The organism is Nitrosopumilus sp. b2, from assembly GCF_014078535.1.
GTDB lineage: Archaea > Thermoproteota > Nitrososphaeria > Nitrososphaerales > Nitrosopumilaceae > Nitrosopumilus > Nitrosopumilus piranensis.
The window spans coordinates 421529-433437 of record NZ_MU078702.1 but is presented as its reverse complement, the minus strand read 5'-3'; the positions used below and the strand labels follow the sequence as shown (position 1 = coordinate 433437).

Sequence of the window (11909 nt, the reverse complement as noted above, 5' to 3'; positions counted from 1 at the left end):
AGGAATTAAGTCTATGGCTGAAGAAATCTCATGTCCTTATTGTGAATCAGTTTTTGAGAGTAAAGATGATCTTTCAAAGCATATTGACAGAATTCATGGCGATTCAGGAGTTTTAGAAGGCTCAAAATCATCCTAAACTTTTTTGTTTTTTACCAATATTTCTATTAAGATTTATAACTAAAAATTTACCACATAACACGAAATGGGATTAGTAAAAGAAGTGATCAAAGAGATTGGAAATAAATCACGAGAGTTCTACGAGTTTGTTTTACCACCAATTGACATGTATCTTAGTTCTGATAATCTCAAAGTCATCATCGACATCCCGGGATTTGCAAAAAAAGACATCAAGCTGACATTGTGTGGAGATATACTTTCAATTCAAGCATGCAAGGAAATAGATAAGAGAGAGTCTAAATCACTAATTTCAAAACAGAGACCAAACATTATTGATAAAAAAATACGACTTCCAATCGATATCAAACAAGGTGAAGAAAAAATTAGTTCAGCAAAATATGAAGACGGTGTTTTGACACTCGTAATTCCAGTAACTAAGAAAGGAAAAGATATCTCAATAGAATAGGTACTAGTATTTCCTAAAGATTGAAGAGCCTATCATTATCAAACCAGATGTAATCATTCCAGTAATCCCAAGAGTTTCATTTGTTTGATACATAACTACTGAGCCAATAAAAACTGCAGATGCAAAAATACTTGCACTAAGAAATACTATAGGTTTTCTTTTCTGCATAAAGATTTCAGATTCGGCCATAAATTTTTCCATTTCAGGTCCTAATCGTAATGCAGATTCAATTGATTTTGAGAATTTTTCAAATGAGATCTTTAATTCCTCAACGTAAGCCTTTGGGATCATATTTTCTTCTTGCAGAATATTTCTTAGAACTTTGACAAACTTGAAATCAACATCATGTGTTTTGTAAATTCCTTCGATAATTGATGCCATCCTCATGTAAAGGGCAAGATTCTTTGGTAAAACAAAAGGAAATTTACTCATGGTTTGATTTGCAAGCTCCATCAGACTTTGAACTTCCATCTCATCAGGTTTGTTTCCATACATTGCACGAATTGATAGTTCAATTCCTTTTTCGATAACTTGTCTATTATATCCAGGTGTAAGCATTCCCAGTTCTGCCATTGCATTAACTACTCTAGGTGGATTTTTTTCAACTAGAGCAAGATATAGTCTGATGAGTTTGTATCGGGTTTCATTATTTATTCGCCCTACCATTCCATAATCATATAGAATCAATTTCCCATCATCAGTAACTGAAATGTTTCCTGGGTGGGGGTCTGCATGAAAAAGAGAGTGTTTTAGAAGCATTGTAAAAAAGACCTTATGAACATCAATTACGAGTTGCTCTCTGTCAACTCCTTTCTCATCAAGTGCCTGCACGTTTGTAACTTTGATTCCAGGCAGGTACTCCATAGTCAGAACATTTTTTGAAGAATAATCATCATAAACTGAAGGAACAATTACTTTGTCGTTATTTTCCATGTCTTGTTTGATTTTTTTGAGATTCTCAGATTCATTTGTGTAATCCATCTCCTCACGAATAGTTTCGATGAATTGGGCAAGCATCGCTTTTGCTGAATATCTTAGATTGGGATCAACAAATCTCAAAGCCAACGGTAAAATTTTCTTTAAGACCCTGAGATCTTCTCGTACAATTTTCTCAATACCTGGTCTTTTTACCTTGATGACAATCTGCTGTCCAGAAATAGTGCCTCGATAAACTTGACCTAAAGATGCACCAGATATGGAGTTGGTATCAATATCATCAAATGTATCATCAATTGGTCCCAAATCTTTTTCAATAATTGGTTTTACTTGTTCAAATGGTGCAGAGGGAACACTATCTTGTAATTTTGATAATTCTTCAAGATATGGTTGAGGCAAGATATCTGCTCGTGATGACAACCATTGACCTAGCTTGATGTATACAGGTCCCAAGGAAATAAAAGTATCAAGAGCCTTTCTTGCATTTTTTCTAAATTGCTCAGAATCTATTGTATTTTTTTCTTGTTGTACCCATTTTTTTCTGTCTTTACGTAGAGCAAGAATAGAGGGTAGGAGTTTGATTAATACATGAATTGTTCTTCCAGCAGACATAACTTACTCCAAATAAGTTTTGACCTTTTTTGATGCAACGTATCCAATGTATCCTGAAAGAATTGATGATATCAATCCCGATGTTATAGAAAGTTTTTTTGAATTATTAAATACAGATTTTGTGATTTTACTTCCACTAAATATTGCACAAGCTAAACCAATCAAAATTTCTGGTGCATCATATACAAGATGACCCACAGGATCTTTTCTTGGATCAATTTTATCAGTATGTACTAGAAATTTATCATCATATTCTCTAATGTGTAAATTTCCATAACGATATTGTTTTAGTGCACCATTTTTTTGTCCAAGGATAGTTTCTTCAGCTCCATCTAGCATGAATTCACGTAATTCCTTTGGGACTTCAATCTCATCCCTTGGCATGATCGCAAGATCTAGTAATTGCTTATAATCTTACGGTATAATGTCAAGCCTATTTAGAATAAACTGTAATTATTTCAGAGTGAATCTTTTGTTTTACTTTGACAGTCAAATCTTTGATAGCCTGTAATGGATATTGCAAAAAAGGTTCAAAGAAATGCTAATGAAAAAGAACTAAATGTTGAGATAAAAAGTAAAGAAAACCCAAGACCAGAGTCTGAAAAACATTACTATAATGCTGATCATGACAAATTAAAAAAATTAGGATTTAAGAGAACAAGAGAAATTGATGATGAAATCAAGATCATAATAGAGGATCTTTTACATTACAAAGATAGAATTGGAGAGAGAAAAGATGTCATTATGAAGAATATCAAATGGCAAAAATCAAGATAGTGTCATTAGTGAAGAAAAAACAGAGTTTAGGCACAAAAAAACAAGTTAAAAATTTAATAGCAATTTAATTTTGAGGCGAGTAAATGCAATCAAGTGAGAATATACAAGAAAATAATGCTCAGATTTCAATAATAATTCCAACTTATAATGAATCTCAAAATATTGTACAAATTTTAAAATCAATTAAAGATAATTTACCAAAAAATTTTGTTACTCAAACCATAATAGTAGATGACAATTCACCTGACGGAACCGGAAAAATTGTTGAAGATTACTTAAAAAATGTCAAAAAAATGGCGGATTATACAATAGAAGTTATCCATAGAAAAGCAAAGAAAGGATTAGGTTCAGCAATTCTTAATGGAATTCAACAAGCAAAAGGAGATACCATTGTAATAATGGATAGTGATTTTTCTCACCCTCCACAAATTATTCCAAAATTAATCGAGTCAATAAAGAAATATCAATATGATATTGCAGTTGCTTCAAGGTACATTAATGGTGGAAAGATTCAAGGTTGGTCGTTTAAGAGAAAAATTATTAGTAAATTTGCAACATTGATTGCAAAAAAAGGATTAGGAATAGATACCAAAGATCCAATGTCTGGATTCTTTGCATTTAAAAGAAATATCATTAAAGGATTAAATTTTGATGCCATAGGTTACAAGTTTCTTTTAGAAATATTAGTAAAAACAAAAGGAGTAAACATCAAAGAGGTTCCATATACATTTCAAGATAGAGAATTTGGTTCCAGTAAATTAGGAATGAAAACTATATTGGATTATTACAAGTCGGTTTGGAAATTATATAGATATGGGAAACCAGTAGAGAAACAAGAAAAACGTTCCTCAGTAAAATTTCTATCAAAAGCAGCTAGATTTTACACAGTTGGTGCCTCAGGATTCATAGTAAATTACATGATTTCATTACTGTTTGCAGGTGGAATTTCTGATATGTGGTATCTGCATGCAAATGTGATTGGAATAATTGCATCAATTACAACTAATTTTATTTTAAACAAAGCATGGACATTTGGAGATAGAAACTTTAGAATTAAGAAGACAGTTTCTCAATATGGAAAGTTTGCAATGTTTAGTTCATTGGGCGCTTTAGTTCAACTAGGGATGGTATTTACTCTAGTAGACAATGCAGAAATTTCATACCCATTGGCATTAATTTTAGCAGTGATTACTGCAGCATTTGGAAATTTTGTATTAAACAAAAAATTTACATTTAAAGAAAAACTACTAAACTGATTTTTAAAGAAATTAAAATAAAAAGAATAACTTACGTCTTTTCCCAACTACTCAAAGGTAGAAGTAGAGGTTCCTGACGAAAGTCCAGTTGAAGATGGGACAGATGGGAATTTATCACCAATCTGTTGCTCAGCTACTGCAGATGCTTCTTGTAGGATCTTGTCTGTTTCTTCACTAGAAACATCAGACTCCATGTTAAATGAGTCTCCTGCAAGTGAATCCATCATAAGTCCATTGAGTGTCTGTGTCATGGAATTCAATTCTGAGTCTGCTTCTGGCATAAATCTTCCCAGCGATGACTTCAATCCCTTCATTGTAGACATTGCTGGTCCAATTGCCACCATAGCATCACCAAGATCATGAATAGTTGTGAGTCTTAGTTGGACTTGTTCTAATGACATTCTTGCATTGCCGAGCATCTTTGTAACTTTACGAATTTCAGCTAATTCGTTAGACAAAACTCTACTTGTGCTAGTATCATGTTGCTGCATTGCAGTCACGACTCTCTGAAAGAGTTGCGCATCTCTTTCGTGCAGTTTGCCTAACATAGAGTCCATTTTTGAGATTTGGATCTGTAGTTTGTTTACTGCAGTTTGAATTCGTGGTTTTAATGCACCTTGAGGCTTTACTGCTTCTCGGAGTTTGCCAGTTACGCTTTGGGTCTCTTGTCGAGCCCAAGTCTTATCGAAGTTTGGCATAATTTGGATTTAGAAATTTAGTCTTAATGCAAGGTGTAAATTTAGATCAGTTTTTGGGTAAAATTAGCTAACAAACTATTATTCTGAGATTCTTGTGATAATGTTGTGGCCAAAATTGCAGTTTTTGATTCAGGATTAGGCTCATTATCCATTATTTGTCAAATACAAAGAGCATTCAAATCAGAAATCATCTATTTTGCTGACCAGCAAAGTTATCCATATGGTAAAAAATCTCGGGCTCAACTAGAAAAGATTATCCAGCAATCAATCAAATTGTTAGAAGAGTTTTCACCAAATTTCATAGTTGTTGCATCAAATACACCAAGTCTCATGTTAAATTTATCAACACCAAGAATTTTTGATGTAAGGCCACCATTAAAAGAAGCAAGAAAAATTACAAAATCAAAGCAAATTGGAATACTTGCAACAGAGTCTGCCATAAAGAGTAAAGGGTTATCACAGTACATTAGACAAAATATTCCAAAATCTTTTAAAATTTTTAAGATAAATGGTTCAAAACTTGTAGATTTAGTTGAATCAGGAAAATTTCTAACAGAAAAAAATTATTGTAAAAAAATTATCAAAAAAGAATTACAAATACTTGATCAGAATTTAATTGATGTTGTTACTTTATCAAGCACGCATTTACCATTTTTAAAAAAATATCTAGAAAAAGAATTTCCAAATGTACAGTTTATAGATTCAGGAAGCATTGTAGTACAAAAAATATTTTCAAAAACAAAAAATATGCAATCAAAAAATAATTCTTTGAAAATTTTTACTTCTGGAAATACAAAAAACTTTCAATCAAAATTATTAAAAATTGGGATTAAAAATAAAGTTAATTTTTTGTCTTTTTAGCTTTTCGATAACCATGACTAAATTTTTTATCATATAATTTAGAATATTCATATGTTTCAGGATCAATCACATCACTAATTATTACAATGGCAGTTCTAGTAATTTTTTCTTCTTTGAGTTTTTTTGCAATATTGCCAAGTGTTCCTTTAATGATTTTTTGATCTTTCCAGCTTGCCCTATACACTATAGCAACAGGTGTTTTCTTTTTGTATCCACCTGCAATTGCTTCTTTAACCAAATTTGAAATTAAATGAACACTAAGATAGAAAATTAAAGTTGCTTTATGTTTTGCAAGTTCTGAAATTTTTTCTCTTTTTGGAACTTTAGTTCTAGATTCTGCTCTTGTAACAATAATTGTTTGAGTTACTCCTGGAAGAGTTAGTTGTGTTCCAAGAGCAGCTGCTGAGGCTAAGAATGCAGTAATTCCGGGTACTACTATAGAGTTTATTTCTTTTTTGGTAAGATTATCAATCTGTTCTTTGATAGCACCATAGATTGATGGATCACCATCATGTAACCTTACAACAAGTTTATCCTTTTTTGCGTTTTTGTACAATACATCAAAAATTTCTTCTCTGATCATTCCAGCTGCATCATAGAGTTTTCCTTTTTTACATAATTTCAAAATGGGCTCAGGAATCAGAGATCCAGAATAGACAACAACGTCTGCTTTTTGAATTAATTTTTTTGCTTTGATTGTTATTAGTTCTGGATCACCTGGTCCACAACCAACAAAGAATACATCAGACACGTTTTACCACCAGAATAGAGAAATATTTTGTAGTCAATGTGTCATCATTTACTTCACCTAGAGTCATCTTTCTAATTATTTCATTTTCTGTTCCCAAATCTTGTCCTATTGCAAAAATGGAATTATCAGGAAATCCTGATTCTTTTAAAACATTAATTACTTGATCAAAATATCTGCCATCTTTTAAAAATATCATGGATTCAGAATTTTTTGCTATTTCTTTAACACTACTTAGATCATAACAAGATGGGATGATTGCAACTTTCTCGGCACCTTCTGCAATACTTACACCGACCTTTGATGCAAATGTAAACATTGAAACTATTCCGGGAATAACTTCAATCTTCATTTCAGGATATTTTTCTGTTAAATCCTTGTGCATGTATATCCAAGTACTGTATAGAAATGGATCACCTACTGTTAGATAAACAACATTTTTGCCTGATTGTACTGTTTGTGCCATAATCTTTGCATTTTTTTTCCAAGTTTCTTCAAGAACATCTTTGTCTTTAGTCATAGGAAAGATTAGCTTAACAATTTCCTGATTCTTTGATTTATCAATAATAGAATCAACTACAGAGAATGCAATACTAGGTCTGTCTTCCTTTGAGGCAGGACACATGATGATATCAGCATTTTGAATTGCCTTTACAGCCTTTACTGTAAGAAGTTCAGGATCTCCAGGACCCACTCCAATTCCTATTAATCCAGGCATGAAATGACTGATTCTTATCCCAATTAAAAGCTAGATTAGACTCTAGTTGCAGAAATTATAGTTACAGGATTTCTTGCCAGCATCATAGTCCCCGTAGTAGTTTTTCTACTCTTAGATATGGTAACTTGAGTTATATCTACATCCTTAAACCGTAATTTGCCCATAACCTGCAATACAGAATATAATGTTTCAATAAGGATTATTCCAATTACGATTCTTCCGTCTTTCTTTAGTTTATTTTCTGCCAATTCAACAATTTCTTTAGTATCACCACCAGTGCCTCCAACAAATATTGCATCAGCTTCTTCAAGTTCTAAAATTTTTTCTTTAGCGTTTCCAAATATTACAGAAACATTTGATAAATTGAATTTTTGTAAGTTTTTTTTTGTTAGGTCTACTGCATTTTGATCATAATCTATTGCTAAAATTTTTCCAGAGGATTCAACTTGTAGTGCTGCTTCTACAGAAATAGAACCACTTCCACAACCAACATCATAGACAATTTGACCTGGTTGTAGTCTTGCTTTGCAAATTTGAACAGATCTTACTTCTTCTTTTGTAATGGGAACTTTTTCTGTCCTTTCAAATTCTTCATCAGGAATTCCAGGGGTTTTATAGTTCCACATTTAGATTGTCACCGTTTGCAGTATTCTATTAGATATTAATTCCAGTAGAAACACTTCCAGAATGAACTAGTGTATAAGTCACAATCCATGTAAACAAGTACAAGAAAACATAACTGCCAATTGCTTGTGTAACAACTTTCTTCCTGTCTGATGATGGTAATTGCATCTTCATTCCTTTAGCTACAATTATTGTTCCAAAGAATACTATAATCATAAATGCAATAGATGCCCATCTTCTTTCTTCACCTTCGATGTCTTCAAAGATGAAGGTTGCTGCAGTACCTGCAATAATTGCAAGAGCAATACGCATCCAAAACAATTTATTTAATTTTCTATCTTTCTCACTTTTCTCAGCTTCATTTATTGAAGGCTCTTTTGATGGTTCTGAGGTAGATTCAGATTTTTCTGTTTCAGGAATATCAACTGGCTCTTCTTTAGACTCTTTTTTAGAGTCTTCAGGCTCAGGTGTGGGTTTTGATTTTTTCTTTTTGAATTTGGCCAATTAAATTTCTAGCGTGTCTCAAGCAAACCATGTTTAATATCTTTGGTCAAAAATTGAGCACGTCATAGCAAGGGTATAATTTTAGATGTAAAATATGATAGACATGACATTATCTGGAATTGAACTACGATATTTGGTAGATAAAATTTCAAAACAAGTTGAAGATTACTATGTTAGTAATATCTATGGAATAACAAAAGACAGTATACTCTTCAAACTACACCATACCGAAAAGAGTGATCTCTTCATGATGATCTCAACTTATGGGATTTGGTTAACTAAAGTAAAAATAGATCAGGTAGAACCAAACAAGCTACTCAAAAGATTGCGTAGTGATCTTCTTCGATTAAAATTAAAGAAAATAGAACAAATTGGTGCTGAGAGAATAGCATATTTTACTTTTGAAGGATTTGGAAAAGAATTTGTTTTGGTTGGTGAATTTTTTGGAGATGGGAATATTTTACTTTGTAATAATGAAATGAAGATTCTTGCACTACAACATTCAATTGATGTAAGACATAGAAAGTTAAGTGTAGGATTAGAATATGTTCAACCCCCTCAAAGTGGATTAGATATTTTCAATTTATCAGAAAATGATTTTGAAGGAATTAAAACAACAGATCTAGTTGCAGCAAAATGGTTTGGACGTACGCTAGGTTTACCAAAAAAATACGTTGAGGGGATTTTTGAAATGACAAATATTGATCCAAAAAAAATAGGAAATCTTTTAACAAATGAAGAAATTAAAAAAATATTTGGAACTACAAGAAAAGTTGTTTCAGACATAGTTTCAGAAAATCATAATCCAGTAATTGTTAGAAATGAAAAAACAGAAGTTCTTCCAATTCAGCTTGGAAAAGTTAAAGCAGAAATTACTAAAGTAAATAGCTTCATTGAGGGGCTTGATACTGTTTTTACACAAAACATTGTAGAAAAAGGAAAATCAATTCAATCAAGTGGTTCTGATAAGAAGATAAAAGAACTTCAAACTCAAATTTCTGAACAGGAAAAGGCAATTCAGACGGTAAAAGAGAGATCAAAGAGCATTACCAATGTTGCAAATTCTCTATTTGAAATGATTTCAAAAGGAATTACATCAATTGAAAATGCAGTTGCACAAGAAATTTTGGCAAAGAATAACTCAAAATTGATCAGCGAAAAAGGAATTTCATTAGTTGTTATTCAAGATGAAAAAATAAAGATAAACACTAAAGCATCTCTTCAATCAATTGCATCTACGTTATTTAATGAAGCAAAAAAACAATCAAGTGCAATTAATTCAATTGAAGAAATCAAGTCTAAAACTTTGAAAAAATTAGAAAAATTACAAAATAAAACAGAGTCTGAGAAAGATTCAATTCTAGTTTCAGAAATAAGAAAGAAAAATTGGTATGAAAGATATAGATGGTTCCATACAACTGATGGTTTCTTGGTAATTGGTGGCAGAGATGCTGCATCAAACTCGGCTGTTGTAAGAAAACATTTGGAAAAAAATGACAAAATTTTTCATGGTGATATTTTTGGGTCACCGTTTTTTATTATTAAAGATGCACAAAATGCACCTGATACTAGTATGAACGAAGTTGCACATGCCACAGTTTGTTTTAGTCGGGCTTGGAGAGAAGGAATGTATGGTGTTAGTGCATATTGGGTTAATCCTGATCAAGTAAAAAAATCTGCCCCTAGTGGAGAATTCCTTCCAAAAGGATCATTTACAATTGAAGGACAAAGAAATTTCATTAAAAGTGGAAATCTCAAACTAGCTGTAGGAATAATCCCACAAGAAGAGGGTTATGCGTTAACATGTGGCCCTCCTGAAACAATTAAGAAAAATTCAATCTGTTATGCAATTATTGAGCCTCAAGGAATTGAAATGGTAGATGCTGCAAAGAAAATTAGAATAGAATTCACAAAGATTCACGAAGAGATTACAAAGAAGATTAGTATTGATGAATTTGTACGTGTTATGCCTGCCGGAAAGAGTCAAGTAAAAGATGTCGGCAGAGGGGAAGCAGATATTCAAAATTTCATTGATACTGAATTGGATTAACAGAATCAGTATCAAGTGATAATTTCATTCCATCATTAATTGATGAAAATTCTTCATCAGATAAAATTACTAGTGGAATATTTGCCAGTGCACATCCAGTAGCTACTGTAAGATCTGCTTTCATACAAATCATTGCAAGAGGTGCTGTATTATTTGATTTTATAGAGTAAATTGTATATGCACCAACACTACTTCCAACACCTGAAGGAAAAGCTAGGATTGTATCTTTAATTGATTTTTGATATAGATCATGATTTTTGTCACTGATAATTCCAGTTTTCTTATCAACAGTACCTAGAAAATTAATAGCATTTTTTGATTTTAGAACAACTCCTTCAACTTTTCCTGAAACTAGAACCTTCATCTTGTCTCATCTTCTATGATTCGAGATAGTGATTTTAAATTTACATCAACACCATTAGAATTTTTTAGATAAAATGCGCCCTTGATGCTATTTGTTGTAACAGCATCAACATCATTTTTGTTAATCAAAGGAGTAAGACAAGTACAGCAGTCAGATAGAATTTCACAACCAGCCCGTTCTAATTCATTTGTGTAACCAATTTTTTGTGCTTTTTCTTTTATGGTTCTGGGAGTAAATATCATACATCTCTTCTCAAAAGAGCGTCCCTTTAATTTTCCAGCAAGTTCTGAAATTTCTTCTAATCCTAATTGTGGACTTCCAAGTGTAATGATATCGCCTTTTTCTGATGTATTTAGTTCATCATGAACATTTTGCATGGCTTTTTCATCAAAATCTATTTTTTCAGAATCAGAATCATCCTCTCCAAAAATAAATTTGGCACATGTTCCAGATGTTCCCATTCCACCACACATTGCCTTGCATTGACGGTTATCCATCTCACCTAGACCAGAAATATTTACAGAGATATCCCCAACTTTGCCTGCAAAATATCCTAGCATCCCATATGTAAGCTCATTTGGATTGTCTACATTCATTCTAATTGATACATTTGGTGAGTCTTCTTTTCGTAATGAAGAGTATGGACTTTTTCCAGTTAGTGCACTAGCTAAAGCACTAAATGCACTTTCTTTGTTTGTTTTCAAGTTATCATAAGAATTTGCGTGTATTGCAGCATTACTTTCTGCAAAAGCAACTTGAGTTCCAACTTTTGGAATATCAAAGATTTCGTAAGGAATACATGAAAAAGATGGGATCACGCCCATTGTCTCATATGAATTTCTAATAGAAAGTTGTTTTGAGATAAAATTCTCATCTAATCCATAATTAGACACATTATCAATATCAAATCCCATTGGATTCAGAGTGGTTTTTACTTTGACTCTAGCATCTTTGCTAATACTAGAAAGAAATTCCTCTCCTGCATCACCAATTGTGTTATAATTTACTCCTGAAAGATGAGTCCATTCGATTGGGATTAGTTTTTCAGCATCTGTTGCCTCTCCGGTTGCAACAAGAATTCTATATGCCATTTCCATAATCTCACCTTGTTCACCTTTTAGTGCAGATTCTTCTTCTCTAGTTAATTCCAATGAGAATGATTTGGATTTACAGTTATA

Annotated in this window: 15 protein-coding genes; 6 read left to right on the top strand and 9 right to left on the bottom strand. The window is 32.2% G+C overall.

Annotated elements, in window-relative coordinates:
• Positions 1–13 precede the first annotated feature (13 nt).
• Both C6989_RS10150 and hsp14 read left to right on the top strand, forming a co-directional pair.
• Positions 14–136 (top strand): hypothetical protein, encoded by a 123-nt coding sequence (locus tag C6989_RS10150; protein WP_255464618.1) that lies wholly within the window; start codon positions 14–16, stop codon positions 134–136.
• A 66-nt stretch (positions 137–202) separates the two neighbouring features.
• Positions 203–583 (top strand): archaeal heat shock protein Hsp14, encoded by a 381-nt coding sequence (hsp14, locus tag C6989_RS02560; RefSeq protein ID WP_182126265.1) that lies wholly within the window; start codon positions 203–205, stop codon positions 581–583.
• A gap of 3 nt (positions 584–586) precedes the next feature.
• Here the strand turns inward: hsp14 and C6989_RS02555 are convergent, their stop codons facing one another.
• Positions 587–2131, bottom strand: coding sequence for an ABC1 kinase family protein (locus C6989_RS02555; RefSeq protein ID WP_148702543.1), 1545 nt, complete (start codon positions 2129–2131; stop codon positions 587–589).
• 3 nt (positions 2132–2134) lie between these two features.
• The gene (locus C6989_RS02550) at positions 2135–2515 is read right to left on the bottom strand and encodes a hypothetical protein (protein WP_148702542.1); all 381 of its coding nucleotides are present in this window, start codon (positions 2513–2515) and stop codon (positions 2135–2137) included.
• A 126-nt stretch (positions 2516–2641) separates the two neighbouring features.
• On the opposite strand from C6989_RS02550, the gene C6989_RS02545 reads away from it, so the two are divergent.
• On the top strand, positions 2642–2908 hold the full coding sequence (locus C6989_RS02545) for a Rossmann-fold NAD(P)-binding domain-containing protein (protein ID WP_255464617.1): 267 nt from the start codon (positions 2642–2644) through the stop codon (positions 2906–2908).
• An 83-nt stretch (positions 2909–2991) separates the two neighbouring features.
• On the top strand, positions 2992–4164 hold the full coding sequence (locus C6989_RS02540; protein ID WP_148702541.1) for a glycosyltransferase: 1173 nt from the start codon (positions 2992–2994) through the stop codon (positions 4162–4164).
• Positions 4165–4211: 47 nt separating this feature from the next.
• Here C6989_RS02540 and C6989_RS02535 read toward each other — a convergent pair whose 3' ends face one another.
• Positions 4212–4862 carry a Snf7 family protein gene (locus C6989_RS02535; protein WP_148702540.1) on the bottom strand — a complete coding sequence of 217 codons (651 nt, stop codon included), beginning with the start codon at positions 4860–4862 and terminating at the stop codon, positions 4212–4214.
• A gap of 105 nt (positions 4863–4967) precedes the next feature.
• Between C6989_RS02535 and C6989_RS02530 the strand changes: the two genes are divergently transcribed.
• The gene (locus tag C6989_RS02530; RefSeq protein ID WP_148702539.1) at positions 4968–5723 is read left to right on the top strand and encodes a glutamate racemase; all 756 of its coding nucleotides are present in this window, start codon (positions 4968–4970) and stop codon (positions 5721–5723) included.
• Here the strand turns inward: C6989_RS02530 and cobM are convergent.
• Genes cobM through C6989_RS02510 form a run of 4 tightly spaced genes read right to left on the bottom strand, consistent with a single transcriptional unit; the run spans position 5704 to position 8317 of the window.
• A complete protein-coding gene (gene cobM, locus C6989_RS02525) occupies positions 5704–6474 on the bottom strand; it encodes a precorrin-4 C(11)-methyltransferase (RefSeq protein WP_182126264.1) in 771 nt (256 codons plus the stop codon). The two genes, C6989_RS02530 and cobM, sit on opposite strands and share 20 nt — an antisense overlap.
• Positions 6467–7189 carry a precorrin-2 C(20)-methyltransferase gene (cobI, locus tag C6989_RS02520; RefSeq protein WP_182126263.1) on the bottom strand — a complete coding sequence of 241 codons (723 nt, stop codon included), beginning with the start codon at positions 7187–7189 and terminating at the stop codon, positions 6467–6469. The genes cobM and cobI overlap by 8 nt, the downstream gene beginning before the upstream one ends.
• Positions 7190–7224: 35 nt before the next feature.
• The gene (cbiT, locus tag C6989_RS02515) at positions 7225–7815 is read right to left on the bottom strand and encodes a precorrin-6Y C5,15-methyltransferase (decarboxylating) subunit CbiT (protein WP_148702536.1); all 591 of its coding nucleotides are present in this window, start codon (positions 7813–7815) and stop codon (positions 7225–7227) included.
• Between the two features lie 28 nt (positions 7816–7843).
• Positions 7844–8317 carry a hypothetical protein gene (locus C6989_RS02510; RefSeq protein ID WP_148702535.1) on the bottom strand — a complete coding sequence of 158 codons (474 nt, stop codon included), beginning with the start codon at positions 8315–8317 and terminating at the stop codon, positions 7844–7846.
• A gap of 103 nt (positions 8318–8420) precedes the next feature.
• Here C6989_RS02510 and rqcH point away from each other — a divergent pair, with 103 nt between their 5' ends.
• Entirely contained in the window at positions 8421–10367 is a 1947-nt protein-coding gene (gene rqcH, locus C6989_RS02505; RefSeq protein ID WP_182126262.1) for a ribosome rescue protein RqcH, read from the top strand.
• Here the strand turns inward: rqcH and C6989_RS02500 are convergent.
• Both C6989_RS02500 and C6989_RS02495 read right to left on the bottom strand, forming a co-directional pair.
• The gene (locus C6989_RS02500) at positions 10345–10731 is read right to left on the bottom strand and encodes an aconitase X swivel domain-containing protein (protein ID WP_148702533.1); all 387 of its coding nucleotides are present in this window, start codon (positions 10729–10731) and stop codon (positions 10345–10347) included. The genes rqcH and C6989_RS02500 overlap by 23 nt on opposite strands.
• Positions 10728–11882: an aconitase X gene (locus C6989_RS02495; protein WP_148702532.1), complete on the bottom strand. Its 1155-nt coding sequence runs from the start codon at positions 11880–11882 to the stop codon at positions 10728–10730. The genes C6989_RS02500 and C6989_RS02495 overlap by 4 nt, the downstream gene beginning before the upstream one ends.
• Positions 11883–11909 lie beyond the last annotated feature (27 nt).